The organism is Verrucomicrobium sp. GAS474, assembly GCF_900105685.1.
GTDB lineage: Bacteria > Verrucomicrobiota > Verrucomicrobiia > Methylacidiphilales > GAS474 > GAS474.
In genome coordinates, this window is record NZ_LT629781.1 from 1,371,465 (window position 1) to 1,396,407 (window position 24,943).

General features: G+C 66.8%; 27 protein-coding genes and 1 tRNA gene. 5 read left to right on the top strand and 23 right to left on the bottom strand.

Going from position 1 to position 24,943, the window contains the following annotated elements; genetic code table 11:
- Positions 1-2: 2 nt before the first annotated feature.
- Positions 3-773 (top strand): acyl-ACP--UDP-N-acetylglucosamine O-acyltransferase, encoded by a 771-nt coding sequence (gene lpxA, locus BLU04_RS05610; protein ID WP_093283296.1) that lies wholly within the window; start codon positions 3-5, stop codon positions 771-773.
- 16 nt (positions 774-789) lie between these two features.
- Here lpxA and BLU04_RS05615 read toward each other — a convergent pair whose 3' ends face one another.
- From BLU04_RS05615 to BLU04_RS05635, 5 genes are read right to left on the bottom strand one after another with little or no spacing between them, the layout of a single operon-like run.
- Entirely contained in the window at positions 790-1,272 is a 483-nt protein-coding gene (locus tag BLU04_RS05615) for an endonuclease NucS domain-containing protein (RefSeq protein ID WP_093283299.1), read from the bottom strand.
- Positions 1,256-1,879 carry a hypothetical protein gene (locus tag BLU04_RS05620; RefSeq protein WP_093283301.1) on the bottom strand — a complete coding sequence of 208 codons (624 nt, stop codon included), beginning with the start codon at positions 1,877-1,879 and terminating at the stop codon, positions 1,256-1,258. The genes BLU04_RS05615 and BLU04_RS05620 overlap by 17 nt, the downstream gene beginning before the upstream one ends.
- A 10-nt stretch (positions 1,880-1,889) precedes the next feature.
- On the bottom strand, positions 1,890-2,789 hold the full coding sequence (locus BLU04_RS05625) for a ParA family protein (protein WP_093283304.1): 900 nt from the start codon (positions 2,787-2,789) through the stop codon (positions 1,890-1,892).
- A 50-nt stretch (positions 2,790-2,839) separates the two neighbouring features.
- Positions 2,840-3,406: a hypothetical protein gene (locus tag BLU04_RS05630; protein ID WP_093283306.1), complete on the bottom strand. Its 567-nt coding sequence runs from the start codon at positions 3,404-3,406 to the stop codon at positions 2,840-2,842.
- Between the two features lie 21 nt (positions 3,407-3,427).
- Positions 3,428-4,237: a histidinol-phosphatase HisJ family protein gene (locus tag BLU04_RS05635; protein ID WP_093283309.1), complete on the bottom strand. Its 810-nt coding sequence runs from the start codon at positions 4,235-4,237 to the stop codon at positions 3,428-3,430.
- Between the two features lie 135 nt (positions 4,238-4,372).
- Between BLU04_RS05635 and BLU04_RS05640 the strand changes: the two genes are divergently transcribed.
- Positions 4,373-6,139 (top strand): right-handed parallel beta-helix repeat-containing protein, encoded by a 1,767-nt coding sequence (locus tag BLU04_RS05640; protein ID WP_157895147.1) that lies wholly within the window; start codon positions 4,373-4,375, stop codon positions 6,137-6,139.
- Between the two features lie 9 nt (positions 6,140-6,148).
- On the opposite strand, the gene BLU04_RS05645 is transcribed toward BLU04_RS05640, so the two are convergent.
- The 12 genes from BLU04_RS05645 to BLU04_RS05695 form a co-directional block, all read right to left on the bottom strand.
- Positions 6,149-6,619 carry an HAD hydrolase family protein gene (locus tag BLU04_RS05645; RefSeq protein WP_093283314.1) on the bottom strand — a complete coding sequence of 157 codons (471 nt, stop codon included), beginning with the start codon at positions 6,617-6,619 and terminating at the stop codon, positions 6,149-6,151.
- Positions 6,616-7,308, bottom strand: a complete 693-nt coding sequence (gene trmB, locus BLU04_RS05650) for a tRNA (guanosine(46)-N7)-methyltransferase TrmB (protein WP_093283316.1) — start codon at positions 7,306-7,308, stop codon at positions 6,616-6,618. The genes BLU04_RS05645 and trmB overlap by 4 nt, the downstream gene beginning before the upstream one ends.
- A complete protein-coding gene (locus tag BLU04_RS05655) occupies positions 7,305-8,057 on the bottom strand; it encodes a 2-phosphosulfolactate phosphatase (protein WP_093283319.1) in 753 nt (250 codons plus the stop codon). The genes trmB and BLU04_RS05655 overlap by 4 nt, the downstream gene beginning before the upstream one ends.
- Positions 8,054-8,500, bottom strand: a complete 447-nt coding sequence (locus tag BLU04_RS05660) for a hypothetical protein (RefSeq protein WP_093283321.1) — start codon at positions 8,498-8,500, stop codon at positions 8,054-8,056. The genes BLU04_RS05655 and BLU04_RS05660 overlap by 4 nt, the downstream gene beginning before the upstream one ends.
- On the bottom strand, positions 8,500-9,216 hold the full coding sequence (locus BLU04_RS05665; RefSeq protein ID WP_093283323.1) for a radical SAM protein: 717 nt from the start codon (positions 9,214-9,216) through the stop codon (positions 8,500-8,502). Before BLU04_RS05665 ends, BLU04_RS05660 begins: the two co-directional genes overlap by 1 nt.
- 43 nt (positions 9,217-9,259) lie before the next feature.
- Entirely contained in the window at positions 9,260-10,609 is a 1,350-nt protein-coding gene (locus BLU04_RS05670; protein ID WP_093283325.1) for a hypothetical protein, read from the bottom strand.
- Between the two features lie 14 nt (positions 10,610-10,623).
- Positions 10,624-11,223, bottom strand: coding sequence for a FumA C-terminus/TtdB family hydratase beta subunit (locus BLU04_RS16915; protein ID WP_231964901.1), 600 nt, complete (start codon positions 11,221-11,223; stop codon positions 10,624-10,626).
- A gap of 19 nt (positions 11,224-11,242) precedes the next feature.
- Positions 11,243-12,124, bottom strand: a complete 882-nt coding sequence (locus BLU04_RS16920) for a fumarate hydratase (RefSeq protein ID WP_231964902.1) — start codon at positions 12,122-12,124, stop codon at positions 11,243-11,245.
- A gap of 95 nt (positions 12,125-12,219) precedes the next feature.
- Complete coding sequence (locus BLU04_RS05680) at positions 12,220-12,489, bottom strand: hypothetical protein (protein ID WP_093283328.1); 270 nt, start codon at positions 12,487-12,489, stop codon at positions 12,220-12,222.
- Between the two features lie 109 nt (positions 12,490-12,598).
- A complete protein-coding gene (locus BLU04_RS05685) occupies positions 12,599-14,869 on the bottom strand; it encodes a tetratricopeptide repeat protein (RefSeq protein ID WP_093283331.1) in 2,271 nt (756 codons plus the stop codon).
- Positions 14,866-16,662 (bottom strand): tetratricopeptide repeat protein, encoded by a 1,797-nt coding sequence (locus tag BLU04_RS05690; RefSeq protein WP_093283333.1) that lies wholly within the window; start codon positions 16,660-16,662, stop codon positions 14,866-14,868. The genes BLU04_RS05685 and BLU04_RS05690 overlap by 4 nt, the downstream gene beginning before the upstream one ends.
- 15 nt (positions 16,663-16,677) lie before the next feature.
- Entirely contained in the window at positions 16,678-17,778 is a 1,101-nt protein-coding gene (locus BLU04_RS05695; protein ID WP_157895149.1) for a transglutaminase-like domain-containing protein, read from the bottom strand.
- 159 nt (positions 17,779-17,937) lie between these two features.
- Here BLU04_RS05695 and BLU04_RS05700 point away from each other — a divergent pair.
- Positions 17,938-18,010 (top strand) — tRNA-Ala (locus BLU04_RS05700).
- Positions 18,011-18,236: 226 nt separating this feature from the next.
- On the opposite strand, the gene BLU04_RS05705 is transcribed toward BLU04_RS05700, so the two are convergent.
- From BLU04_RS05705 to BLU04_RS05730, 6 genes are all read right to left on the bottom strand, one after another.
- The gene (locus tag BLU04_RS05705) at positions 18,237-19,409 is read right to left on the bottom strand and encodes a hypothetical protein (protein WP_093283338.1); all 1,173 of its coding nucleotides are present in this window, start codon (positions 19,407-19,409) and stop codon (positions 18,237-18,239) included.
- 80 nt (positions 19,410-19,489) lie between these two features.
- Positions 19,490-19,951, bottom strand: a complete 462-nt coding sequence (locus BLU04_RS05710) for a hypothetical protein (RefSeq protein WP_093283341.1) — start codon at positions 19,949-19,951, stop codon at positions 19,490-19,492.
- A gap of 45 nt (positions 19,952-19,996) precedes the next feature.
- A complete protein-coding gene (locus BLU04_RS05715) occupies positions 19,997-20,629 on the bottom strand; it encodes a response regulator transcription factor (RefSeq protein ID WP_197673041.1) in 633 nt (210 codons plus the stop codon).
- Between the two features lie 39 nt (positions 20,630-20,668).
- Positions 20,669-21,034: a response regulator gene (locus tag BLU04_RS05720; RefSeq protein WP_093283344.1), complete on the bottom strand. Its 366-nt coding sequence runs from the start codon at positions 21,032-21,034 to the stop codon at positions 20,669-20,671.
- The gene (locus BLU04_RS05725; RefSeq protein ID WP_093283347.1) at positions 21,031-21,453 is read right to left on the bottom strand and encodes a response regulator; all 423 of its coding nucleotides are present in this window, start codon (positions 21,451-21,453) and stop codon (positions 21,031-21,033) included. The genes BLU04_RS05720 and BLU04_RS05725 overlap by 4 nt, the downstream gene beginning before the upstream one ends.
- On the bottom strand, positions 21,450-24,125 hold the full coding sequence (locus tag BLU04_RS05730; RefSeq protein WP_157895150.1) for an ATP-binding protein: 2,676 nt from the start codon (positions 24,123-24,125) through the stop codon (positions 21,450-21,452). The genes BLU04_RS05725 and BLU04_RS05730 overlap by 4 nt, the downstream gene beginning before the upstream one ends.
- A 269-nt stretch (positions 24,126-24,394) precedes the next feature.
- On the opposite strand from BLU04_RS05730, the gene BLU04_RS17095 reads away from it, so the two are divergent.
- Both BLU04_RS17095 and BLU04_RS05735 read left to right on the top strand, forming a co-directional pair.
- Positions 24,395-24,526: a hypothetical protein gene (locus BLU04_RS17095; protein ID WP_255360058.1), complete on the top strand. Its 132-nt coding sequence runs from the start codon at positions 24,395-24,397 to the stop codon at positions 24,524-24,526.
- A gap of 6 nt (positions 24,527-24,532) precedes the next feature.
- Complete coding sequence (locus BLU04_RS05735) at positions 24,533-24,940, top strand: response regulator (protein WP_093283352.1); 408 nt, start codon at positions 24,533-24,535, stop codon at positions 24,938-24,940.
- Positions 24,941-24,943 lie beyond the last annotated feature (3 nt).

Below are 24,943 nucleotides of genomic sequence, written 5' to 3' on the forward strand. Positions count from 1 at the left end.
TCATGGCCATCCATCCCACCGCCGTCGTCGAGCCGGGGGCCCGCCTCGGCGTCGGCGTCGAGGTCGGCGCCTACGCCGTCATCGGCTCCGAGGTCGTCCTCGGGGACCGCTGCCGCGTCGGCCACCACGCCTCCCTCACCGGGAAGACCGAGATCGGTCCCGACAATGTCTTCTATTCCTTCGTCTCCATCGGCGAGCGGACCCAGGACCTCAAATACAAGGATGAGCCGACCTACCTGAAGATCGGCGCGCGGAACACCTTCCGCGAATTCGTCACCGCCAATCGCGCCACCGCCCCCGGCGGCGCGACGGTGATCGGCGACGACAACGTCTTCCTTGCCTACTGCCACTTCGCCCACGACGTGAAGGTGGGGAACCACTGCATCTTCTCGAACAACGCCACTCTCGGCGGCCACGTCACCGTCGAGGACCACGTCGTCATCGGCGGGGTGACGGCGATCCACCAGTTCTGCCGCATCGGCCGCCACGCGATGCTCGGCGGGTGCACGAAGATCGTCCAGGACGCCCTCCCCTACTTCATCACCGACGGGAACCCGGCGGAGGTCCGCTCCCTCAACGCCGTCGGCCTCCAGCGGAGCGGCTTCTCCGAGGAGAGCGTCCGTATCCTCCGCAAGGCTCACCGCCTCCTCTGCGACGAAAGCCTGAACACCACCCAGGCCCTCGCCCGGATCGAGTCCGAATGCGAGCCGACCGACGAGATCAAGAATCTCCTCGCCTTCATCCGCGCTTCGGAGCGTGGGGTCATTCGCTAGGGAGTGGGGTTAAGCTCTAAGCCCGGCCTGGCGTTCCCAGCGTCTCGCGGCTCTTGTCGTCGGGGCAGGCGGCGATGCGGCGGTCGCGGGCCTTGCGGCATTTCTTGCAAATCGTGATCTCGACCGGCACCTCATCGTGGAGGCGGCGGCAAGCGAGGCGGCCTTTCGACTTCGCGGCGGCTTTCAGCGTCGACGGAGTAAAGGAGGCGGCGACGAGGATGCCCTTCGCCTCGAAGCCCTGCCGGGTCTTTTCCTTTACGTAGCGCTCCAGCTGGCGGAGGGCGGGGAGGCCCGCCGCGTTCCGCTTGATCTCGACGACGGTCGCCTGCTTTCCCTCGTAGAAGGCGAGGTCGCTGCGGGAGTTCTTGCCCAGGACTTCCTGCCGTTCGGGCCGGGATAGGCCGGGAGAGACGAGGTAGGGATAGGCGAAGAGGACGTCCTCGATTGTCCGTTCGAGCAGGCGACGGCGAAAGGAGCCTGCGCTAACGAGGGCCGACATTGCTGTGGGCGCGGCGGGCGTAGTGGACGATATGGTCGATCAGCCGTTCCTTCGAGGTCTTTGCTGTGATGGTGATGCCGTTGGCGGTGGCGAGCTTCTTGAGGTCGGTAAGCTTTTTCCACCGCTTTTCGAATTCGAGCTCGAGGTCGGTGTCGTCGAGGCCGCCCAGGCGGACGAATTCCTTCTGCAAGGCCTCCTTTTCCTTCGGAATCGAGGCGGGCGCGGCGGCCTTGAGGAAGAATTCCCGGAGGTAGGCGACGGCTTCCTCGCCCTTCTCCTTTTTGGCGATTTTCTCGAGGAAGATCGCCTTGGCCCGGGCCGGGGTTCCCTCGGGGAGCGGTTTGTCGAGGAGGTCGCGGAAGGCGATCTTCAGGCCGGGGCCTTTGAGGTGGTTCCTCGCCTGGGGCGATTTCAGGAGGTCGGTCAGCTCGCGGATGCCGGGGCCGTTGCCGTCGAAGAAGTCGTGGAGGACTTTCTCGAAGTTCGCGAGGGCGGTGTTGAGCTTCCGGGCCGAGGTCGCGAGGGGCTTGCCCTCGAGACGGTTCTGGTGTTCCCGAACGGTGATGGCGAGGGCGGAGAGGCGTTCGGAGAGTTCGCTGTAGCTCATGGGGTGTCGGTCAAAGGTTCTCGAAGTGGTTCAGGAAGTTGACGGCGAGATCGGCGTAATCCTGGGAGCCGATGGAGGAGGGGGCGTGGAGGACGACGGGAAGGTGTTCGCTGGTCGATTCGGCGACCTTCACGTCGTGCCGGATGTAGGGTTCGAGGATGACGGTTTTCCGATGGATCTGATCGGAAGCGCGGAGGGCGATGGCCATCTGCTCCAGCTCATTGACGGCGTGCTTGAAGACATCCCCGATCTTTCGGTAGTGGCTGACGATGAGGGCGGCGATCTTCGGCCGCTTCCGGCCCTGCAGGTGGCCGCTGACGCTCTCGTAGAATTTCTCCACCTCGTCGGCGAGGATGCCGAAGCCGGAGAGGGAGAGGTAGTCCGGCACGTAGGGGACGACGCAGTAGTCGGCGGCGAAGAGGGCGTTCTTCGTGATCGAGTAGAGGTTCGGCGCGCAGTCGAGGAAGATATAATCGTAGTCGTTCTGGTAGGGCCGGAGGGTCTGGTGGAGGTATTTGAAGTAGGGGGCGGTCCGGTTCTGGTGGAGGCGGTCCTCCAGCCGGAGGAGCTCGACGGAACCGGGGAGGAGATCGAGATGGGAGAGCATCGAGAAGCCGCCGTCCTTCGAGTAGGGGACGCCGCGCAGGACTGCCTTCTCGAAATCGAAGTGATGGGTGCCGACGATGTGGTCGTCGAAGATCTGGTAGGCGGAGCGGGTGAGGTCGCTCACGTGCTCGCGCCAGACCTCGGGATCGAGGAGCCAGAGGCTCGAGTTGCACTGGGGGTCGAGGTCGACGATGAGGACTTTTTTCCCGTGGTATTTCGCGATCGTCGCACCGAGGTTGACGACGGTGGCGGTCTTCCCCACGCCGCCCTTGAAATTGATGAAGGCGATGGTCTTCGCGCGCATGGTGCGGCGAGCGTAGCCCAAAAGGGGGGTGGTGTCGATTGCCTAGATGGTTAGCGCGGGGCCGTCGCGTCGATCCTTCGGGATGACGGGCCGCTGAGGGCTTCCTGAATAGGGCTGGAGAGCTTCAGTATCTCTTTTTGAGAGGCTTTCCATCCGAAACGGAAAAAGAGGGTGCCTATCAGGCACATGAAGACTCCCATAAGAGGAGGCACAATGACTTGAGATGTGGGAGCCAAGTCTCGATGCATTTTGCTGGCTACCAAGACGGCTAGCAGCGTCCAGAGTGCCGCGAAGCTCAACCAGAGTGTGCCGAAGAGACGGATCAAAAGGAAGGTTGTGAAGCGGCCCTTTAAAAAGACGCCCGTTTCGTCTTTTTCGAAACGACCCACGAAAATCGTGATGCTATTGTCGGGAAAAGGAGGAATGCGTCGACGAAGTCGAACCGTGCGAGGCTTTACCCAACCGATGATGCCTTCCTTGAAAAGCGAGGAAAGCCCCTCCGGCTTTACCCGGTCCTGAAGTCGGCGGACTGATTCATCTAACGAATAGGCGCTTTGGAACGTGACGAAGCGATCGGAATAAGCCCATTCCAGAAAGGCGCGAATGAGAGGGTGCATGCGCCTGATTGGCTAATTGCGCTAGATCGCCACGGCGATCCGTTTCCGTTTCTCGAACCGGACGACGCTCGTGTAGCCGACCTCCTTCACGAGGGTGAGGGCCTCGCCGAAGGCGTGGGCGATCTCGGAGGGCTTGTGGGAGTCGGAGTTGATGAGGACGGGGATGCCGCGCTCGAAGGCGAGTTCGAGGAATTGGCGGCTGGGGTAGATTTCCTTTACTTCCTTGCGGAGGCCGGCGGTGTTCAGCTCGATGGCGACGCCGCTGGCGGCGATGGCGTCGAGGGTCTCGACGTAGAAGCGGGAGAGGTCGCCCGCGGGGCGGTGGCCGAATTTCTTCACGAGGTCGGGATGGGCGAGGAAGTCGAAGAGGCCGGAGCGGGCCATCTGGGCGTAGGCCTGGAAGTAGAGATCCCAGATCTCGTCGACGGGCCGCTCGGTGAAGCGCTTCAGGTGGACGGGGTTGTCGACGTCCCAGCCGGGGGCGATGTAGTGGACGGAGCCGATGAGGTAGTCCCAATCGGCGGCCTCGGCCTGGCGGCGGAGGTGGTCCTCGTAGCCGGGGATGAAGTCGCACTCGAGGCCGAGGCGGATCGGCAGGTCGGGGGTCGCCCGCCGGGCCTCGTCGATCATCGAGAGGTAGAGGGGGAGCTGGTCGGGGGCCATGCGCCAGTCGTCGAACTGGGTCGGCATCGGGTTGTGGTCGGAGAAGCCGATCTCGGCGAGGCCGGCGGCGCGGGCGGCGGCGACGTACTCGAGGGGCATCCCTTCGGCATGGCCGCAGAGGGGGGTGTGGACGTGATAATCGGTAAGGAGGGGGAAGGTGGCGGCCATGACGGGATGACGTTAGCCCTCCCGGGGGAGCGCCTCAATCCTCAAACTCGCCTTGGGCCAGGGAAAGGGGTATGAGGAGGCATGCGGCGCGTGATTTTGGCGGGATGCCTTCTGGGTGGATGGGGGCTGGGTGCCTTGGGAGCTTGGGGTGCCTCCTCCGCTCCCGACGACGGGGCGATGCTGCAGCGGCTGATCGCCGACGCGGTGCTCAAGGGCTCCGCCAAGGTGACGATCCCGCCCGGCACCTATCACCTCCGCAGCCGCGCCGCCGACGCCGAGGCGTCGCTCTATTTCAAGGGGCTGAAGAACGTCGAGATCGTGATGACGGGGGCGACGTTCCTCTGCGGCGACCGAGTGACGGGATGGGCGCGGTTCGACGATTGCGACGGGGTGACGCTGCGGGGCGGAACGGTGCGGCATGATCCGACGCCCTCCTCGCAGGGCTCCGTCACGGCGATCGGCAAGGACCGGCTGACCGTCGATGTCCGCATCGCGGCGGGCTATCCCGCCGACCTGAGCGATGCGTCCTATTACTTCGCCTCGGGGAGCGGCTGGCTCGATCTCTTCGATCCGGCGACGCGGGAATGGAAGCGCGGGGCCGACGACCTCGACTTCGCCTCCTTCGAGCCGGTTTCCGAAGGGGTCTACCGCTTCACGTTGAAGGAGGCGCTCCGGGCCGGGTATCCGATCGCGGTCGGCGATCCCGTCGCGTGGCGGGGGAACATCGCGCCCGATCTCTTCCTCCAGAACGACCGGAAGATGCGGCTCGAGGGGATGACGTTCCAGAGCGCGTCGGGGTTCTGCGTCTCGGAATATGCCGGGGAGGGCGGGAATTTCTATCGCTACACCGTCGAGCGCGGCCCGGCCCCGACGGGGGCGACCGAGATCCCGCTCCTCGCCTCGAACGCCGACGCCTTCCACAGCAACAGCGTCCGCAAGGGGCCGACGCTGGAGGGGTGCGCCTTCTCCCACATGGACGACGACGGCGTCCCGATCCACGGGGGACAGACGCTGGTCATGGGGGGCGGAGGGAGTTCGGTCGTCCTCGCGGTGCGGCAGGGGGATGCGGCCTTCGGCATCGCGGGGCGGCCCGGGGATGTCCTCCACTTCTACGATGAGGCGGGGGCCCTCGGAGCCGAGGGGACGATCGCCTCGGTGGGGAAGCTTTCCGGCTACACGCCCCGGCAGCCGATCCCGGCGCCGTTCTCCACCTTCCAGGACGCTGCCGACATCGTCTACCTGAACATCACCCTCACCGCGCCGCCCGCCCGCCCGCCCCGCCTCGGCTGGCTGGCGATCAACGGGAGCGCGGCGGGCGGCGGGTACGTGGTGCGGAAGTGCGCGATCCGGAACAACCGGGCGCGCGGCATGCTCCTCAACGCGCCCGACGGCCTCGTCGAGGAGTGCCTTGTCGAGGGGACGACGATGGCGGGGATCGCCCTCGCGCCCGAGATGGAGTCGTGGCCCCAGTCCGATTATTCCCGCAACGTGACGCTGCGGAACAACACGATCCGCGATGTCTGCGTCGCCGGGCAGAACGGCTGGTTCGAGGCGGGGGCGCTGACGATCGCGGAATGGAGGAAGGGCCGCTATGCGCCCCTCCCCGGAGGCCACCGGAACATCGCGGTCGAGGGGAACACGTTCGAGAACATCGACGGGCCGAACGTCGTCGTCGCCTCGGCGCAGGGGGTCGCGTTCCGGGGGAACCGCTTCGTCAATCCGATGCGCCATCCCTCCGACCGGGGGAAATATGTCGGCGTCCCCGAGAAGGCGCTCTACTGGATCACCGAGAGCGACGGGGTGACGGTGCAGGACAACGTGGTCTTGAATTCCGGCCCCTTCCTCGACGCGAAGGCCCTCGTGCAGGGGAGCCCCACGGGAAAATTCGAGGTGAAACCCTAGAGTAGAAACTCAGCTCCGCAGGGTCGCGATCAGGCGCTTCGGATTTCCGAGGAGGTCGAGGGCGTCGAGGATCGAGGTGGAGACGAGGTGGGCGGCGGCGACGGTCTCGGCGGCCCCGCCTTCCCGCTGGATCAGCGCGATGCCGATCCCGGCGGCGCGGAGCATCTTCTGGTCGTTCCGGCCGTTGCCGATGGCGACGCAGTTCAGCCCGCCGTAGCCGATGAGGCGCTCCCACTTCGCCTCCTGCTGGTTTTCCAGGGGGAGGATGTCGAGCGTCACGGGGAGGCCCTCCAATTGCTGCGCGGCGAGGCCGAAGGTGTCGGCGGTGAGGACGCGGATCGAAAGGGTGGCGGAGAGGTCGCGGAGCGCCTCGGCGACGCCGTCGATCAGGACGCCGTCGACGGCGAGGGTGCCGTTGTAATCGAGGACGAGGTGGTCGAGCGCGAGGCGGCGGAAGCCGGGGATGTCGAGGCGGATCATGAGGGAGGGAGGGGGGCTTCCCCGGCGATCTGGGCCGAGGCCGACGAGGCGAGGCGGCGCTCGTAGAGGTGGGCGTGGATCGGCTTCCCCTCGGCGCGGAACATCGCCTCGAAGTCGGTGTGGGGATAGCGGGTGTTCTGCTCGGCGGCGTTCGGCAGGGGGCCGAGGAGGGAGGTGCTCGCGAAGACCTCGGCGGCCCATTCGCTGTAGCCGGGGTGATCGGTGACGAAGCGGAAGAGGCCCCCGGCGGGGAGGGCGCGGGCGGCGATCTCGAGGAAATCGGTCTGGAGGATGCGGTTCTTCCAGTGGCGGCGTTTCGGCCACGGGTCGGGGAAGAGGATGTGGATCTCCTCGACGCTGGCGAAGGGGCACATCCGCTCCATGACGTAGCGGGTCTCCAGGCGGAGGACGCGGAGGTTCGTCACGTTCTGGCGGGCGGCGCGGCGGGCGATCTTTCGCGCGCGGCCGAGGAGGCGCTCCACGGCGAGGACGTTGAGGTCGGGCCGGGCCTGGGCGTAGGCGAGGGCGAAGCCGCCGTCCCCGGCGCCGAGGTCGAGCGCGACGGGGTGGTCGTTGCCGAAGAGTTCCTTCCAGTCGAAGGGACGGAGGATGTCGGGCTTCAGGAGCCCGGCGTCGGGATCGGCCTTGGCCGGTTTCGGAAGGGGAGGCTCGGACGTTTCGGAGCTCATGAGGGGGGCGTGATTTCGACGGCGGTCACAGTGCCGTCGCCGGTCCCAACTTCGCCGATCCGCCCTTCCGGTACAATCGGAAAATGGTCCCGCCGCGCGGTGAAGGCGATGTCTTCCTCCAGCCCGATCCGGACGAGGTTCCGCCCGTTGGCGGTGCGGCGGAGGAGGGCGGCGGAAACGCCCCAGGCGCGGAACGGTGCGGCGGCGGGATGGCTCTCGAACGCGGGATCGAGGCTGAGGAGGGCGAGGAGCGCGGCGGCGACGAGGCCGTCCTCGAGGGCGTAGCCCTCGCCCGTTCCGGCGCAGAGGAGGGCCAGCGGAAGCTCGGGATGGCCCGCGATCTGGTCGGCGACGGCGGCGAGGTTGAGGAGGGAGAGGGGATGGATGGCGGCCGCGCCCCGGCAGGCGAGGAGGGCCAGGGTCCCGTTCGTGGTGGTGAGGAGGATGTCGCGGCCGGTGACCCGCTCCACGGTGAAGGCGCGGGGGGAGTTCCCGAGATCGAAGCCCTCCGGCGGGAGGCCGCCCCGCTCCCCGGCGAGGAGGGCGTCGGGAAGGCTTGCCTTGATTTGCCGGGCCTCCTCGAGGGAGGCGACGGCGAGGACGCGGCGCGCGCCGTGGGCGAGGGCGGTGACGATGGTCGAGGTGGCGCGGAGCTGGTCGATGACGATGCAGCGGCGGCCCCGGGCGGCCCCGCTCCGGGCGAAGGCGGCGATCTGGCCCGGGGTGTGGAGGAGGAGCGGGGGCGTCATCCGTCGTGGGTCCCGAAGATGAGGTCGGTGATCTTTCCGGCGAGCCAGTGGGCGAAGCGGAATCCCGCCGCGCCGCAGAAGAAGCCGAGGCAGGCGAGGAAGAGGATGAGCCGCAGCAGGATGCCGTACGGGAAGAGGGAGGTGACCGTCCCGTCCTCGGGCGCGGGGGCGAGGGCGAAGCGGAAGAGGGAGGGGGAAAGGCCGATCATCCCGACGATGGAGAGGAGGATCAGGAAGGTGTTGACCGGGCCGGGCGGGAGCCGCCACTTGTCGGCGACGTGGCCGAGGCCCTTTCCCTGCGGCATCGGGAGGAGGGCCTCGAGATCGAGGGGAGGCGGATGGGGCGGGGCTGCCGCCTCCGCCTTTGTTTCCGCCTCCGGCTGGGATGCCGCAGCCGGGGCGGGAGCGGGGGTGGGCGACGGAGGCGGCAGCTCGTCGGGCATCAGACTCCCCGGGCGGTCGGCTCCCAGATCAGCTTGTGGAGCTGGACCTGGAGTCGGATTTTCTCGGCGACGGCGGAGGGGAAGGGCGCGGCGAGGAGGGTGTCGGCGAGGAAGCGGAGGTCGATCTTCCCGAAGACGGGGGAGAAGAGGATCGCCGCGACGCGCTGCGGCCAGCCGTCGCCGCCGTTTTCCTTCAGCCCGTCGCGGATCTGCGCCAGCGCCCAGAGGCAATCCTCCTCGGTCCCGGCGACGAACTTGACCTCGTCCCGCGCGGTGAGGAGGGGGCGGTTGGCGGCGAGATTTCGGCCGCTCTCGCCGCTCGACGGGCATTTCAGGTCCATGATCCGGTGGACGCGGAAATCGACGGGGCCGATGTCGTGCGCGCCGCTTGTCTCGAGGAGGACGGTCTTCCCGGCGTCGCAGAGGGCGGTCATCAGCGGATGGACGTTCTTCTGCAGCAGGGGCTCGCCGCCGGTCACCTCGACGAGCTGGCAGGGATGGGCCAGCGCCTCGGCGAGGAGGTCGGCGACGGGGCGCTTGTTCCCCTCGTAGAAGGCGTACTCGGTATCGCAGTAGGTGCAGCGGAGGTCGCAGGCGGTGAGGCGGATGAAGAGGCAGGGCCGCCCCGCGAAGGTGCTCTCCCCCTGGATGCTGTGGAAGACCTCGTTGATCGTGAGGTTCAGGCCGGAGAGGTCGGGGAGGGCGTCGGAAGACATCAGGAAACCCTACTCGCGAATGGCGGAGGACTCAAATCGCTTCTCAGGGCTGTTTTGGTGCGAGTTCGGGGGGAAGAGAGACGGCGGTTTCGCCGTTCCGGACCCGGAGCTCGCTCAGTATGGCATAGCCGAGCCGCTGTTGCTCCCGTCCCTGAAAGTTTCCCTTTCCTATCGCGATGATCAGGTTGAGGGCGGTCAATTGGGCGGCGTCCCCGTCGGGCCAGGCCAGGACGGCGGTGCGGCCTTGCTCGATCTTTTCGGTGTTCTTTTCGGCGAGTCCTTCTCGGATCGCCTTTTCGGCTCCGGCGAGCTCGGGCGGATTGGTCCAGCCTTTGTCGGCTTTCGGCCCGAGAACGGCCTCGCGGTAGTCCGAGAATGTATTATCCTGAAGCGCTGTGGGTTTATTCAGATTTCGCACCCGGACTAAGGAGTAAGCCTCGGCGAGGTGGGAACTTGCGAGGGCTCGAAGTCCGTACAGGAAGCCCTGGGCCGGTTCTCCCCGACGCAGGGCGTCGAGGTAGAGGGGTTCGGCTTCGGGACGAAGAACGCCCAGGAGGCCTCCCAAAGCGTGGCGGGCGATGGCCGGATCGTCGGAACGCGCTTTTTCGAGCAGCCAGGCGGTGACTTCGGGTTTTGGTATCTTGCCTGCGATGGAAAAGAGCCAGTAGAGATCGTTTTCGCCGATTTTATCCCTCTGCTTCTCGGCCATGTCCCGGAGGGCGGGAAAGGCTTTGATACCGCTCTCTTCCAGGAATTGGAACGAGAGGGAGCGAAATCGTCCGGCATACCGGTAATCGGACTCGCGGGAGAAGATGACGTCATGAACGGCGGCGGCGAAGGGATCGTCTCCGTTTTCAAAACCCTTTTGTTGAAGCGTAATCCAAACCGACGCGGGAGCTTGGGCGTACCAGACATAGCCTTTCTTTTGGCCGATCAGCGCCGTCTCGATAGGCGCGGCGCAGGGGCCGCCGGGCGGCAGCGCGGTTTCGATCTTTTTTGCGTCGGAGAGGGTGCTGTCGGGGACGATCCAGAGGATGACGTGATTGTCGGTTTGATCGAAGGCCTCGTGACGTTGGGCCTCGTTGAGGGAGGCGGGATCGGGTATGGGAGTGGCTCGTTGCGAAACGTTTTTCGGTGCCAGGAGGGTCTGGACGTAATCGGCCCTCCAAGCAGTGCCGATGCCGTCGATATTCTTTTTTTCGGGTGGGGCGGCGAGGCGGAAATTCCCTCCGAACGGTCCCATGTGGTAGGCGCTATCGGGAGGGAAATCGGCGACGGCCTGCTCGAGGAGGGCCTGCGGAGAGGGCGGCGCCGTTTCAGCATGGCCGGAACCCGGAAAAAGGGCCGAAAGGAGCCCGAGGACGATGAAGGGAGAGAGAGCGTGGATTTTCATCGTCGCGCTCGGGCTTAGTGTTTGGCTGCCTTCGCCTGGATCTCGGCGAGCTTCGCGGTCGAGCTGGCTTCGATGTCGCGGTGGAGGGAGTTGCCGTGGGCGTCGATGGTCACGGTGGCGACGAAGCCCTCGACCTGGAATTCCCAGATGGCCTCGGGGCTGCCGAATTCCTGCTGGAAGTAGACGCCGGTGACCTGCTTGATCGCCTCGGCGTAGACCTGGGCGGCGCCGCCGATGGCGTGGAGGTAGACGCAGCCGTATTCCTTGCAGGCGGCGGCGGTCTTCTCCCCCATGCCCCCTTTGCCGATGACGGCGCGGAGGCCGAAGTCGCGGATGACCTGGTACTGATAGGGCTCCTCGCGGGTCGAGGTGGTGGGGCCGGCGGCGGAGCAGCGGTAGCCGATGGGGCCGGTGCCGTCTTTCAGGATGACGGGGCCGCAGTGGTAGAGGACGCCGTCCTTGAAGCGGACCTCGGGGGGGAGCGCGCCGCCCTCGTGGAGGTATTTGTGGACGGCGTCGCGGCCGGTGTAGAGCGTCCCGGTGAGGGAGACGAGGTCGCCGACCTTCAGGGAGCGGGTCGTTTCCTCGGAGAGGGGGATGGTGAGGTTTTTCATGGCTTCGGTCCGTGGGGGGTTAATAGAGCCACTCCTCGATGTTCGTTCCGTCCGGGTTCAGGATCACGCCCTGGCGGCGGAAGGCCCAGCACATGTAGCTGACGCTGACGAAGTAGGAGGCGGGGACGCGGTTCGCGGTGGCGATCTTGCAGCCGAGGAGGGTTGTCTTCCCGCCGAAGCCCATCGGCCCGATGCCGAGGCGGTTCGCGGTCTCGACGATTTCCGCCTCGAGGGCGGCGAGCTTCGGCTCGGGGTTCGCGTCGTCGAGCTTGCGGAGGAACTGCTCCTTGCTGAGGGCGTAGCCGGTGGAGCGGTCGCCCCCGATGGTGACGCCGAGGACGCCGGGGCCGCAGCCCTTGCCCTGGGCCTGGATGACGGCGTCGAGGATCGCCTTGCGGCAGCCGTCGAGGTCGCGGTTGGCGTCGATCCGCTCGTCGGGGAGGGAGTATTGCGCGCCGACGTTCTCGCAGCCGCCGCCCTTGAGGACGAGCTTCACCTCGATCTCGGGGCGGCCCCACTGGTGGATGTAGAAGTAGGGGGCGCCGGGGCCGACGTTGGTGCCGTCGTTCTTCCCGGTGAGGGAGTCGACCGAGTTCTGCCGGAGGTAGCCCTTTTTCGTCGCCTCGGTGACGGCGAGGCGGGCCTCGTCGACGAAGGTCTTCTCGCGGAAGCCGACGGGGATGTGGACGTAGAAGATGACGGCGCCGGTGTCCTGGCAGAGGGGCTGGGACTTGTTCTTCGCCAGCTCGATGTTCTTCTGGATGATCTGGAGGGCGTACTCGGCGGTGGTCTGCTTTTCCTCTTCCTCGAGGGAGCGGACGAGGACGCGGTTGACGTCGTCGGGGACCTCGGTGGAGGTGCGCCGGATGAGTTCGATCAGGGATTCGCGGAGCGAGGGCATGGATCGACTATCGGCCTTTCGCCGCGCCGGTTCAAGTTCGCAAACGCCTTGCAAACACCCTCCCGGCCCCCCAGGGGGGGAGGGTGGCGGGTTCGTTACGCGGTGTGGGGCACGGGAGACTCCGTCCGGAGGACGGAGGGGGCCGGCGTCGCCGTCACCGATGCGCGGGAAGATCCCTCTTCCGGTAGGAGCGCGGCGGTGACATGGGCAACCGGCAGCCGGCGGGCCGGGAAGGAGGCGTCGTGGCACGCATCGCCGATGAATTCAACCCCGATGCCGAACGTCGCGAGGACGCCCAGAACGACGGGGTTGTCGGGGATTGCGTCGACGAATTCCTCGATCAGGAGCTGGACTTCGTCCCACATTTCCAGATCAAGGTATCCTTCCAATTCGAGCCTGCGGCGGTTGATAGCATCCATGCTGGAACTATCATCGGCGTTCCGCGCGCCGACTTTAGGGAAATCGGGGAAATCTTTATTTCGTCGCCCGGGCGAGGTTCTCCTTCGCGTCGGCGTAATCGGGGCGGAGGCGGATGGCCTCGCGGAACTCGACCGCCGCCTCGGCCTTCCGGCCCTGGGCGTTCAGGACGATGCCGAGGTTGTTGTGGGCCTCGGGCATGGCCGACTGGAGGCGGATGGCCTCGCGGATCTGGGCCTCGGCCTCGGCGGTCTGGCCCGCGCGGAGGAGGAGGAAGCCGTAGTTGTTCCGCATCAGGGCGTCGCCGGGGTTCTGGGAGACGACGATGCCGAACTGCTCCGCCGCCCCGGCGGCATTCCCGGTCTGGGAGTAGAGGAGGCCGAGTTTCCGGCGGGCCTCCAGGTTGCCGGGGTTGACGGCGAGGAAGTAGGCGAGGTGGGGGATCGCCTCGGCGGGGCGGTTGCTGAGGGCGTAGGCGTCCCCGATGGAGAAGTGGGCCCGGGTGTCGTTCGGGGCGAGGGCGAGGGCGCGGCTGAGGACGGCGATGGCCTCGGCGTAGCGGCCCCGCTCGACGAGGCCGTGGCCGAAATTGTCGAGGGCGGGGACGTGGGTCGGGTCGAGGCGGGCGGCGATCTCGAAGTTCTGGAACGACTCGTCGTTCCGGCCGAGGAGCATGAGGACGATGCCGAGGTTGTTGTGGGCCTGGCAGTAGTCGGGCCGGATGCGGAAGGCCTCGCGGAAGCGGCCCTCGGCCTGCTGGAGGAGGAGGCGGGCCTTCTCCGGGTTCGGCTCCTGCTTCTGGGCGTCGTAGTAGCCGAGGCCGAGGTTGTATTGGGCGAGGGCGTTCTCGGTCCCGCCGATGGCGATCATCCGGGTGAAGAGGGGGATGGTCCCCTCCCATTGCCCGATCTGGACGAAGGTGAGGAGGGAGAGGAGGGCGACGATCGCCGAGGCCGCCCACGCGGCGATCTTCCGCCGCCGGGCGTCGCTCCCCGCGATTTCGGCGAGGCCCCAGGCGACGATGATGAAGAGGCCGACGAGGGGGATGTAGGTGTAGCGGTCGGCGCGGGCGAAGGAGCCGGTCTTCACGATGCCGATGACGGGGACGAGGGTGCCGAGGAACCAGAACCACCCGGCGAGGAGCCAGGGACGGCGCTCCCGGAGCGCCTCGCGGAAGGCGACGACGGTGATGCCGATCAGGAGGAGGGCCTCCGGGAGGACGACGTAGAGGGGGAAGACGGTCGGGTAGATGTAGAAGGCGATGAGGTCGGAGGGCCAGAAGAGGTTGCCGAGGTAGGCGCAGTAGCTCTCGATCGAGTTCTTGATCCGCATGTCGAGGGGATAGGCGGAGAGGGGGCGGAGGTCGTTGTAGTCGGCGACGGCGTGGACGGCGACGAAGGCGGCGACGGTGGCGAGGAGGATGAAGGGGACCTTGTCGAGGAGGGGGCGGCGGACGCTCCGGTTGAAGAAGGGAATGGCGAGGCCGAGGGGGATCAGCGGCAGGCCGAGGATGCCGCCTGCGTCGAGGGGGAAGGTGACGGCGATGCCGATGCCGAGGGCGGGGACGACGATGGTGGCGACGGCGAGGAGGAAGGAGGCGAGGGAGAGGCGCTTCAGCGGCCAGAAGTCGAGGAGGAGGAGGACGAGGGGGAAGGTGACGAGCATCGGCTTCGCCATGAGGCCGAGGACGAAGAGGCCGAGGGTGCCGAGGTAGAGGCCGGTCCGCTCCCCTTTCTTCGCCCGGGCGTAGAGGGCGTAGGTGAGGATCGAGGCGAAGAAGAAGCCGGCGCTGAGGACGTCCTTCCGCTCGGTGATCCAGGCGACCGACTCGACGTGGAGCGGGTGGAGGGCGAAGAGGGCGGCGACGAAGGCGCTCCGCCAGAGGGTGCCGGTGAGGGTGCGGATGAGGAAGAAGAGGAGGACGGTGTCGAGGACGTGCCAGAAGACGTTGGTGAAGTGGTAGAAATGGGGGTTGGTCCCGAAGAGGGAGACCTCGGCCTGGTAGGAGAGCCAGACGAGGGGCTGCCAGAAGGCGGCGTGCCAGGTGCTGAAGGCCCAGACGATGTTCTCCCACGTCAGCCCCCGGAGGGTGTCGGGGTTCTCGGTGACGTAGACGTTGTCGTCGAAGTTCGTCCACCCGTTGCAGATGGCGCGGAAGTAGACAAGGAAGGTGAGGAGGGCCAGGCCGATGGCGACCTGCGTCGGGCTGAAGCGCGAGGGGGGGAGGACCGCCGTGGCCGTGGCGGCGGAGGAAGAGAGCTCGACCGGGTTTCCGGGGGGAATGGACGGGGCGGGCTTGGCGGCTGCGGAAATCTTCTTCTTTTTCATCGGTGGACGGTCGGGGGCTTGGAATCTGGCTTAGGCGAAGAGGGGGGCAATGGCAACGCCATCTCCTGCAGGGCGCGGCGGGAGCCTTCGTCGCGGGGGTCGATGCGGAGGGCGGCCTCGAACTCGGCGCGGGCCTCGGCGGTCCGGCCCGCCTGGCGGAGGAGGAGGGCGAGGTTCCGGTGGGGGGCCGGGTAGCCGGGGGCGAGGAGGGTCGCGTTGCGGAATTCGACGATCGCCTCGTCGCGGCGGCCCAGGGCGTTCAGCGCCACGGCGACGGTGTGGTGGGTGTCGAAGTTCCGCGGGGCGAGGCGGCTGGCGATCTGGGCCTCGCGGAGGGCGGGCTCGGGCCGTCCCAGCCGGAGGAGGGTCTGGGCGAGGAGGTTGCGGGCGTCGGCGTAGTCGGGCCGCAGGGCGAGGCAGCGGCGGAAGTGGTACTCGGCCCCGGCGAGGTCGCCCTGCTCGAGGAGGCCGGTGGCGAGGTTGAAGTGGGCGAGGGAGTGGTCCGGCCCCACCTCCAGCATCCGGGTGAAGAGGGTGACGCTGCTCTGCCATTGCCCGATCTGGATGACCGAGAGGGCGAGGAGGAGAGGAAGGAGCAGGGAGGCGGCGACGACGGCGACGAGGTGCTGCCACCGGGAGCGGGAGGAGAGCCGGGCGAAGGCGGCCAGCTCCCACGCGGCGATGACGAAGAGGCCGACGAGGGGGACGTAGGTGTACCGGTCCGCCATGGCGTAGTAGCCGCTCTTCACGATGCCGATGACGGGGACGAGGGTGCCGAGGAACCAGAGCCATCCGACGGCGAGCCACGGGCGGCCCCGGAGCAGGGGCGGGGAGAGGACGAGGCCGGTGATCGCGGCGAGGAGGAAGAAGGAGCCGAGGACGCCCCAGACGGGGAAGGTCGAGGGGAGGAGGTAGAAGGCGATGAGGTCGTCGGGCCAGAGGGCCTTCCGCAGGTAGCCCGCGTAGCTGAGGAGGGCGTTGGCGAGGCGGTCGCCGAAGGGGACGTCGGCCCGGACCTCGCCGTAGGCGGCGACGGCCTGGAAGGCGAGGGCGGCGGCGGCGATTGAAAGGAGGAGGAACGGGAGCTTCTCGGCGATGCGGCGGCCGAGGACGCGGAGGTCGAGCGGCAGCCGGTTCAACGGCCAGAAATCGAGGAGGAGGAGGACGAAGGGGAAGGTGACGAGCATCGGCTTCGCCATGAGGCCGAGGGCGAAGAGGAGGGCGGTGAGGCCGTACCAGTGCCAGCGCCGCCGCCCCGCCCGGGCATAGGCGGTGTAGGCCCACATCGCGGCGAACCAGAAGAAGGTGCTGAGGACATCCTTCCGCTCGGCGATCCAGGCGACCGACTCGACGTGGAGCGGGTGGAGGGCGAAGAGGGCGGCGACGAGGGCGCTCCGCCACAGTGCCTTCCCCTTCGTTAGGGAGCGGAGGAGAAGAAAGAGGAGGACGGTGTTCCCGACGTGGAGGAGGACGTTGGTGAGGTGGAAGGGGAACGGGTCGAGATGCCCGGCGGCGTCCCGGGCGACGTTGAGCATGTACGAGATCCAGACCAGCGGCTGCCAGAAGCCGCCGTACCAGCCGCCGAAGGCCCAGCCGATCCCGTCGAGGCTGAGCCCCGCGAGGACGCGCGGGTTCGCGGTGACGTAGAGGTCGTCGTCGAAGTTCGTGAAGCCGCAGCCGAGGGCGCGGAGGTAGGCGACGAAGGTCAGCGCCGCCAGCCCGAGGACGAAGGCCCAGAGGGGAGGGGAGGGGCGATCCGAACCGACGGGAAGGCCGGAATCAGGCGGCGTCACGATGGCCGATCCCCGTCATAGCATGTCCCCTTCTTCCTTATCATCGCCGTCGTCGTCGTCGGAATCGTTCTCGCTCTCCGTCTGGTTCCCGTCCTCGTCGAGGTGGCCGCGGCTGCCGGGCCGGTCGTGTTCCTGGCTCCGCAGGGAGGGATCGATCCCCTCCTCGATCCAGCGGAGGACCTGCCGCCAGCGGGCCTCGGTCGCCGCTTCTTCCTCGCGCTCCTCGTAGATGTTCACAAGGTTCACCACCATCCGCCGCGCCATGAGGGCGAGGGGCATCGGGTGGGCGAGGGCGCGGAGGGCATGGCGGGCCTCCTCCGGGGCGTCGGCGGCCGAGGCGCTCCGGCGGACCATCTCCCGGAGGGCTTCCCCGTCGACGGCGAGGCCCTCGTGGAAGGGATCGAGGTAGAGCGTCCCGATCCGGGCGAGGAAATGGCCCGGCATCCCGATCGGCTCCACGAGGATCCCCGCGCGGCGGCCGACGAGCAGGTAGACGGCGGTCAGCGAGATCGGGATCCCCCGGCCCGAGAGGATCACCCGGTCGAGGAAGCTGTTCTTCGGGTCGTAATAATTGTCGGCGTTCCCGCGCAGCCCCCCCTCCTCCGCGAGGATGGTGCGGAGGGCCTCCAGCTGGGAGAGGGGCGAGGCGGCCTTCGTCTGCGGCCGCAATTGCTCGCGGACCTGGGCGGCCCAGGCGTCGAGGCGGGAGCGGGCGGTGTCGACCGTCGCCGTCGGGTCGGCGGGATTGCCGCAGAGGGCGACGTGCCAGCAGAACTCCTCGAACTCCTCCAGCGTCACGATCCGGGCGCAGCGGAGCCGGAGCGCCTCGAAGCGTTCCTGCCCGCGCAGCTCGCGCAGGGCGCGGCGCAGTTCCTTCGCCGCCTGCCCCGAGGCGTCGGCGGCATCGGCCTCGTGGAGGAGCGTCTCGATCCGGGGGAGCGCCGTCTTGCTGTCGGCGAGGAGCTGCTCCATCACGAGGTGGACCATCGAGGTGTCGTCGTCCCCCAGGAGCTTCAGGATCGCGGCATTCGGTCCCCCCGGCCCTCCCTGGCCGGGCGAGGGAGAGGAAGAGGGGGGCGTGCCCAGGTCGGGGATGCGGCGGGGGGCCGGTTTCATAAGGAGAGAGGCAAAGAGAGCGGTTTCAAGAAAACCACCGTTGAATCTCCGGGGCAAGCCTGGGGATGAATCGCCAAAAACGAAAAAACAAAGAGAGCAGGCGAAAATCGCTTGCCCGAACATCGAAAACCGCTATTCAAGAGAGTCCCGCTACGTGAAGGGGTCTTAGCTCAGTTGGTAGAGCGCCTCAATGGCATTGAGGAGGTCAGGGGTTCGAATCCCCTAGGCTCCACGGCGTGGAGCCTAGGGGATTCGAGCCCCTTGCGCGAAACGCGCAAGAAAGTTCTCCCCGGCGGCGAAGAGCCGACCATCCCACCGCCGCTTTTTCAGCAGAAAAGGCGACCCCGGTTCGACTGCCGTCGCGGCAGCGACTCCAACAAAAAAGGGGCTCAACTAATTTGCAGGGCCGGGAGGCCAATCCCCTTGGCGTTAAATGGCGCATCCAAGGATGAGTTACGCTACGCGCGTTCCCCCCCCACGCACTTCCCGATCTGCCCCGCCAACGCCTCCGCCTCCAGCAGATCCCCCAGATTCGGGCTCAAATTGACTGTCTTCTCCCCGCAGACCGCCTGGATCGTGTGATAGGCCTTTCCTCCCGAGGTCATCAGGACGGCGGTCTTGAAGCGGGTGATCCCCGCCGCCGCGATCCGCTTCGTCCGGGTCCACCCCAGCAGCGAGCGGGTGACAACCAGACCCTCCGGTCCCGCGACGGTCCGAATCGTGCCGAAGAGGGTTTGGGCGAGGCTGTAAACGAGGATCACGGCGACGAGGCCGAAGATCAGGGGGAAGAAGAAGGGAGCATTGCTTTTTTTCCAGATGAGGAAGGCCACGCCTCCGAAGACGAGGATCATGACGCCGAGGAAGGGGGCCATCTTCGCATTCAATCCGGCGGGGAAATAGAACTCGGTCCCTTCGATCCCGCTGGCTCGGACGACGATGCGGGAGGTGGCGGGGGGCCGGTAGGCCTCGACCTCTTTCCGGTGGGCGATCCGGGCCGTCTCGGTCGCGCTTTGCTCCATGGGGGTGAGTTCCCTTGGGGCGACGGGGACGGAATAGGAGGCGCTGAAGGCGAAGAACGATTTCGCCTCGTCGGCGACGGAGATTGTCCACGCGATATTGCCTCCCGATTGGCCGTAGCGGCTCATGATCTCGTTCTCCCCGGGCATGAGGAAGGAGACCGGGATCGTGCCGTCGGGGAGGGCGGTGGCGGGGTGCCTGCTGGTCCAGACGGTTGTGGTGCTCCGGTCTTTGCCGCTTCCCGAACTCTCCGTGCAGGAAAGGGTCAAGAGGTAGGAATAGCCCCGGCTGGAGGAGGGGGGTGAGGGCTGCGGTCGGTCAAAGCGGATCGTCCCTTTCAACGGGGCACCGAGGGTGAAGGCGGGAATTTCCTCCTCGGATTCAAAGCGGGTCTTTCCATGGCGCAGGGCGCTTCCAATCGTCCGGATCAGGAAGACGACGATGCCGATCCCGATGAGGGGGAAGAGGAGAAAGAGAAGGTTCTGCGGACCTCCCTCCATGAGGTGGCTCTGTTTTTTAACGACGGTGGTGATCCAGATGCCGTTCCAGAGCAGGGCGAAGAAAAGGAGGAAAACGATGCCCGTTTTGCCGGAGGACGAAACCTGAATGGCCATCTTCCGTTGATGCCCCGCGAAGCCCTTGAAATCAAGCCCCGGGGCGTTTCCGGTCTCTTTGATTTCGTTAAACCAATGCGCTAATGCGGGGCGGCTCCGGCGTCCCAGCGCCGTTTCTTCAGGCGGCGGCCCTGGAGGAGGCAGGCGGCGAGCCATGTGCCTCCGCTGATGCCGAGGGTGAAGGGGAGGAGGAGGTTCGAGTAGTTCAGCGACGATTCGTAGACCGGGTTGAACCGCTTCAGCAGGACGACGAGGGCGGCGCTGAAGGCAAGGGCGAGGGGAACGGCGAGGAAGCCGTTCCAGATCCACGCCCGCTTCGAGACGAAGGCGTGGAGGGGCCAGAGGACGACGAGCCAGAACGGGGCGATGGCGAAGAGCCGGAGCAGGAGGACAGGGGGGACGAGATCCTCGGGATCGCGCGGGCGGACGTGGGCGGAGTTGAACTCGGGGAAGGCGAGGAGGACCTGCAGGAGGGAGCCGCAGAGAACGGCCAGGAAGGCGTACCACAGCGCCCAAGGAATCGAATGGGAGGGGCGGTGCATGCGTTCCACTATATCGCTTCGGGCTCCTCCCAGCAAGGGGGGGTGTTAGAACTCGCCCTTCTCCATCTCTTCGAGTTCCTTCTTCACGACGGTCTCGTAGCAGTCGGGGCAGATGCCGTGGCTGAACTTCGCGTCGGTCTTGCTCGAGATGTAGCGTTCCAGCTGGTGCCAGTAGTTCTTGTCGTCGCGGATTTTCTTGCAGTAGGAGCAGATGGGGACGAGGCCGTTGAGCTGCTTGATCTCGGCCATGGCGTGCTGGAGCTCGTCGACGCGCTGGGCGAGGGTGGTCTGGAGGGTGACCATCTCCATGCCGATGGCGATGCGGGCGAGGAGCTCCGACTGGTCGAAGGGCTTCGTGACGTAATCGTTCACGCCCGATTTCAGGCCGGTGACGATGTCTTGCCGGGCGTCGCGGACGGTGAGGAGGATGAGGAAGCGGGGGGGGAGCTTGTCTTTCTCCTTCTTGATCTCGGCGCAGACTTCGACGCCGGTCGGCCCGGGCATCTCCCAGTCGATGAGGCCGACGAGGGGACCGGGGGTGGAGCGGAGGAGTTCGAGGGCCTGGGTGCCGTTCTCGGCCTCGAGGACGGGGTAGCCCTCGGCCTTGAGGAGGACTTTGAGGAGTTTCCGGTTCGGTTCGAGGTCATCGACGATGAGGACGGGGATGGGTTCGGACATGGGGGGCTCCAGGGGGGGGCGTTTTTTTGGGAAAGGGGATCAGGCGAGGAGGGCGACGAGCTGCTGGGGGAGGGTGCGGCCGCTGAGGGGCTTCGGCAGGATGAGGGCGAAGCCGGCGGCGATCATCTCGGCGACGGTGTAGGACTCGATGTGGGAGCTCATGGCGGCGACGGGGATGGCGGCGGTCTTCGGGTCGGCCTTGAGGTGGCGGGCGAGGGTGACGCCGTCCATCCGGGGGAGCCGGAGGTCGGTGAGGATGACTTCGGGGTGTTCCCGGTCGGCATCGAGGAGGTCGATGGCCTCCTCGGCGCTGTGGACGCCGATGATCCGATGGCCCTCGTGGGCCAGGATGCGGGTGACGAGCTTGAGGTCGCCTTCCTCGTCCTCGATGAGGAGGATGGTCATGGCGCGGGGGGGGCGGGATTTTCGGAGGCGGCTTCCGATGCTTTTTTCCGCTTCGCGAGGCAGGAGGCGACCTGCTCGGGGAATTTCCGGGTGTCGATCGGCTTCGTGATGTAGCCGTCGATGCCGATGGCCTTGGCCCGCAGGACGTCTTCCTGCATGGCGTGGGCGGAGAGGGCGAGGATGGGGATGTCCCGGGTCGCCGCGTCCTTCTTGATGATCTCGGCGAAGGTGAAGCCGTCCATCTCGGGGAGCTGGATGTCGAGGGCGATGAGGTCGGGGATCTGTTCCCGGATCTGGACGAGGGCGCTCTCGGCGTCGGGGGCGTGGGAGACGCGGTAGCCCTCGATCTCCAGGAGGCGCTGGGCCAGCTTGAAGTTCATCTCGTTGTCTTCGACGACTAGGACGTGGGCGGCGCTCATGAGGAAGGTGAGGTGACGGCGTGTTTTGGCAGGGTGACGATAAAGGTGCTACCCATCGAAAAGACGCTTTCCACCCGGATGGCCCCCCCATGGAGTGTAACGAGTTTTTTCGTGAGCGCCAGCCCTAGTCCGCTCCCCTGGTAGCGGCGGGAAACGCCCGAATCGAGCTGCTGGAACTCGCCGAAGAGGCGGTCGAAGTCCTCTTCCTTGATGCCGATGCCGGTGTCCCGGACGATGATCTCGATCTGGTTCTCCCCGGCGGGGACGATGGCGAGCTCGATCTTTCCCTCGGCGTGGGTGAACTTGATCGCGTTGGAGAGGAGGTTGTTGAGGATCTGGCGGATCTTCTTGGGGTCGAGGACGACGGTCTCGACCTCGAGGCGGGAGACGAAGTGGAGGCCCTTTTTCTCCAGCAGGGGCCGCATCTGGGAGACGACCTCCTCGGCGTGGGCGCGGAGGGAGAAGCTCTCCAGCAGGAGTTCCATCCGTCCGGCCTCGATCTTGGCGAGGTCGAGGAGGTCGTTGATGAGCTGGAGGAGGTAGTGGGCGCTCTTCAGGACGTCGTCGAGGTACTCCCGCTGGTCGGCGTTGAGGGGGCCCGGTTTCTGGTCCCGGAGGAACTCGGAGAAGCCGATGACGCTGTTCAGGGGGGTCCGCAGCTCGTGGGACATGTTCGAGAGGAATTCGCTCTTCAGCCGGCTGACTTCCTCGACGCGGGCCATGGCGATCTCGAGGGCGGCGTTCCGCTGGGCGAGGAGGGCCGTGGTTTCCTTCTGCTTGGTGAGGTCGCGCGTGATCTTGGAAAAGCCGAAGATCTCCCCGGCCTCGTTCCGCAGGGCGGTGATGGTGACGTTGGCCCAGAAGCGGGTGCCGTCCTTGCGGATCCGCCAGCCTTCCTCGGCGTTGCGGCCCTCCTCGCGCGCGGTGCGGATCGGATCGGGCCGGTCCCGGGGGATCTCGTCGGGCGGGTAGAAGAAGTAGACGTCCTGGCCGAGGACCTCGTCGGCCTTGTAGCCGTGGAGCCGCTCGGCACCGGTGTTCCATCCCGCGATCCGGCCGTCGGGGCCGAGGGGGTAGATGGCGTAATCCTGGACGTTCGAGACCAGGAGACGGTAGCGTTCCTCGCTTTCGCGCAGGATGGTCTCGATGGCGCGGACGGCCCGGGTCTGCCTCCGCGCCTTCTGGTAGCTGGAGACGGCCATGCTCAGCGCCCCGGAGAAGAGGAGGCCGAGGATCAGGATGAGGTAGGCGAGGTGGGAGTTCTCCCGGGCCAGGAGGAGCGGGCCGGGCTCGATGTCGATCTGCCAGCCGAGGTTGAGGTAATCGAGGGGGAAGGTCTGGCGGTAGGGTTCCTGGTCGAAATCGCCCCGGCTGTAGAGGACGTGGTCCCCCTCGCGGACCCGGAAGGAGAACTTGCCGAGGCCGTTGCCGACGTCGATCCGGGCGAGGAGCTGGCGGGCGTCGAAGCAGCCCGCGATGAAGCCGTCGAGCCGGCCGTTCTTGTAGATGGGGAACCAGGTGACGAAACCCTCGATCGGGCGGCTTCCCGAAGTGGCGTCGCCGATCTGGTCGATCCGGCTGGCGACGGTGCCGCCGCCGCCCTCGGCGCGGTCCATCGCCTCCTTCTGGAAGACGGGGTCGCCGAGGGTGCCGCCGGGTTTCGGCTCGAGGCCGCTCTCGTCGTGGACCCACCACATCACATGGCCGTCGGCCCGGGTCCGGGCGATGCCGCGGAAGACCCGCTCATGCTCGATGTAGAAGAGGGCGTCGGTCTGCCACTCCCCGAAGGTCATCCCGCCGGGCCGGACCTCGACCCGCTTGCCCATCCGCTCCAGGGCGCGGACGCGGGAGTCGATCTGCTCGATCATCTGCGCACCGAGGGTGGTGCGGACGGCGTCCATGTCGTTCAAGACCTGCCACCGGTTCCCCGCGAGGAGGACCTGCCACAGGATGAGGGAGGCGGTGAAGACGCCGAGCCCCGCCGCGAGGGGGAGCCCCCGGGCGTCCTTCCGCCCTCCCATGGGGACGTTCCGCAGCGTGTGGAGGACGAAGCCGAAGCCGAGGCAGCAGAAGCAGACGGCGGTCTGGAGGGTGACGCGGTGGAAGATCCCCCACGTGTAGGAGTCGGGGAGGCCGATCCAGTAGCCGACGAGGGCCATGCCGTTGTTGGCGAGGACGAGGGAGGAGAGGAAGCAGGTGGCGACGAACCGCCAGCCGCCGGGCCGGGCGAGGGCCTCGATGAAGATGACGAGGCTGAGGAGGAACCAATTCGTCGAGGTGATCTCCGACATCCGCCCGGGGTGGGCGAAATTCGAGGTGATGTAGGCGCGGACGACGGCCTGGTCGATGCCGAGGTCGACGTTGGCGAAGTATTCGACGAGGGTCGCCCCGCTGAGGGCGAAGGTGACGCCCCCGAGGACCAGGGCGAGGCGGCGCCACTCGATGCCGAAGGCGATCAGGGCGAGGCCGCCGAGGAAAAAGCAGAGGGCCGAGTTGAAGTGGAGGACGAGGATCGGGTTTCCCGGCCCGATATGGAGGAGGAAGGTCTCGTGGCGGAGCCACTGGACGACGGTGGCGCCTCCCAGCAACGCCGTGAGGGTGCCGAAAAGGAGGATGGCCGGGGTGATCCAGAACACCCCGGAGTAAAAGGGCAGCGGACGGGACTGTTCCATTGGGTGAAGGAGAGGAAAGGACGCTGATCCCCTGAAAAAAGGAAAGCGGAGGGGCCGGGGAGAGGCAACACTAATCGCGGAAGGGCGGGGCATGAAAATACCCAGGCCTAGGTCGTGTCAACGAACCCCAACGCGCCCCGCCGGGGTTCGTTGACACGACCTAAGTTGCCTCACCTAGGTGGCATCCGGAAGGGTGGTCAGACATGTCCTACTTCATTTAGCGGGGCCGTCCGATACCGGGCCGCCTCCTGTTTCTCCATGATGGGAGTATGACGAGACGCATTTTATTCGCCGTGGGGATGTTGATCGTGATCTCCTCGCAACACGATCGCCTCCACCCTCATTCGGCCCAGGCCGGGCAGGCGAAGGCGACGACGGCCACGATGGTGGCGGCACGCTGAACGGCCATGAAGATCCTTATCGTCGAAGACCGGGAATTGGACGCCAAGCTTCTCCGCTTCGTTCTCGAGGGGAGCGGGCACGAGGTCTCCCGTGCCGATCGGGCCGACGAGGCGATGCGGATGATCTCGGGCGGCCTCGCTCCCGAGGCCATCGTCACCGACCTCGATCTCCCCGACGCCGACGGCGTCACGCTGGCCCGGTGCCTCGGCAGGCACTCCGCGACGGCCCATGTCCCCGTCATCGCCCTGACCGCCCATCCCGACCATTTCCCCCTGCGGAGCGAGACCCGCGCCTGCTTCGCGGCCTATGTCGTGAAGCCGTTCGATACCCGCACCTTCGCCAGCCTGATCACCGTCGCCTGCGAGCAGCAGCGGCGGTTCGCCGAATATTCGGCGGTCGGCCTGAATTCGTAAGCC

Excerpts from the sequence above, each read along its gene's own strand:
- lpxA (WP_093283296.1), top strand. The coding sequence starts at position 3 with ATGGCCATCCATCCCACCGCCGTCGTCGAGCCGGGGGCCCGCCTCGGC.
- BLU04_RS05615 (WP_093283299.1), bottom strand. The coding sequence starts at position 1,272 with ATGTCGGCCCTCGTTAGCGCAGGCTCCTTTCGCCGTCGCCTGCTCGAA.
- BLU04_RS05620 (WP_093283301.1), bottom strand. The coding sequence starts at position 1,879 with ATGAGCTACAGCGAACTCTCCGAACGCCTCTCCGCCCTCGCCATCACC.
- BLU04_RS05625 (WP_093283304.1), bottom strand. The coding sequence starts at position 2,789 with ATGCGCGCGAAGACCATCGCCTTCATCAATTTCAAGGGCGGCGTGGGG.
- BLU04_RS05630 (WP_093283306.1), bottom strand. The coding sequence starts at position 3,406 with ATGCACCCTCTCATTCGCGCCTTTCTGGAATGGGCTTATTCCGATCGC.
- BLU04_RS05635 (WP_093283309.1), bottom strand. The coding sequence starts at position 4,237 with ATGGCCGCCACCTTCCCCCTCCTTACCGATTATCACGTCCACACCCCC.
- BLU04_RS05645 (WP_093283314.1), bottom strand. The coding sequence starts at position 6,619 with ATGATCCGCCTCGACATCCCCGGCTTCCGCCGCCTCGCGCTCGACCAC.
- trmB (WP_093283316.1), bottom strand. The coding sequence starts at position 7,308 with ATGAGCTCCGAAACGTCCGAGCCTCCCCTTCCGAAACCGGCCAAGGCC.
- BLU04_RS05655 (WP_093283319.1), bottom strand. The coding sequence starts at position 8,057 with ATGACGCCCCCGCTCCTCCTCCACACCCCGGGCCAGATCGCCGCCTTC.
- BLU04_RS05660 (WP_093283321.1), bottom strand. The coding sequence starts at position 8,500 with ATGCCCGACGAGCTGCCGCCTCCGTCGCCCACCCCCGCTCCCGCCCCG.
- BLU04_RS05665 (WP_093283323.1), bottom strand. The coding sequence starts at position 9,216 with ATGTCTTCCGACGCCCTCCCCGACCTCTCCGGCCTGAACCTCACGATC.
- BLU04_RS05670 (WP_093283325.1), bottom strand. The coding sequence starts at position 10,609 with ATGAAAATCCACGCTCTCTCTCCCTTCATCGTCCTCGGGCTCCTTTCG.
- BLU04_RS16915 (WP_231964901.1), bottom strand. The coding sequence starts at position 11,223 with ATGAAAAACCTCACCATCCCCCTCTCCGAGGAAACGACCCGCTCCCTG.
- BLU04_RS16920 (WP_231964902.1), bottom strand. The coding sequence starts at position 12,124 with ATGCCCTCGCTCCGCGAATCCCTGATCGAACTCATCCGGCGCACCTCC.
- BLU04_RS05680 (WP_093283328.1), bottom strand. The coding sequence starts at position 12,489 with ATGTGGGACGAAGTCCAGCTCCTGATCGAGGAATTCGTCGACGCAATC.
- BLU04_RS05685 (WP_093283331.1), bottom strand. The coding sequence starts at position 14,869 with ATGAAAAAGAAGAAGATTTCCGCAGCCGCCAAGCCCGCCCCGTCCATT.
- BLU04_RS05695 (WP_157895149.1), bottom strand. The coding sequence starts at position 17,778 with ATGAAACCGGCCCCCCGCCGCATCCCCGACCTGGGCACGCCCCCCTCT.
- BLU04_RS05705 (WP_093283338.1), bottom strand. The coding sequence starts at position 19,409 with ATGGCCATTCAGGTTTCGTCCTCCGGCAAAACGGGCATCGTTTTCCTC.
- BLU04_RS05710 (WP_093283341.1), bottom strand. The coding sequence starts at position 19,951 with ATGCACCGCCCCTCCCATTCGATTCCTTGGGCGCTGTGGTACGCCTTC.
- BLU04_RS05715 (WP_197673041.1), bottom strand. The coding sequence starts at position 20,629 with ATGTCCGAACCCATCCCCGTCCTCATCGTCGATGACCTCGAACCGAAC.
- BLU04_RS05720 (WP_093283344.1), bottom strand. The coding sequence starts at position 21,034 with ATGACCATCCTCCTCATCGAGGACGAGGAAGGCGACCTCAAGCTCGTC.
- BLU04_RS05725 (WP_093283347.1), bottom strand. The coding sequence starts at position 21,453 with ATGAGCGCCGCCCACGTCCTAGTCGTCGAAGACAACGAGATGAACTTC.
- BLU04_RS05730 (WP_157895150.1), bottom strand. The coding sequence starts at position 24,125 with ATGGAACAGTCCCGTCCGCTGCCCTTTTACTCCGGGGTGTTCTGGATC.
- BLU04_RS17095 (WP_255360058.1), top strand. The coding sequence starts at position 24,395 with ATGACGAGACGCATTTTATTCGCCGTGGGGATGTTGATCGTGATCTCC.
- BLU04_RS05735 (WP_093283352.1), top strand. The coding sequence starts at position 24,533 with ATGAAGATCCTTATCGTCGAAGACCGGGAATTGGACGCCAAGCTTCTC.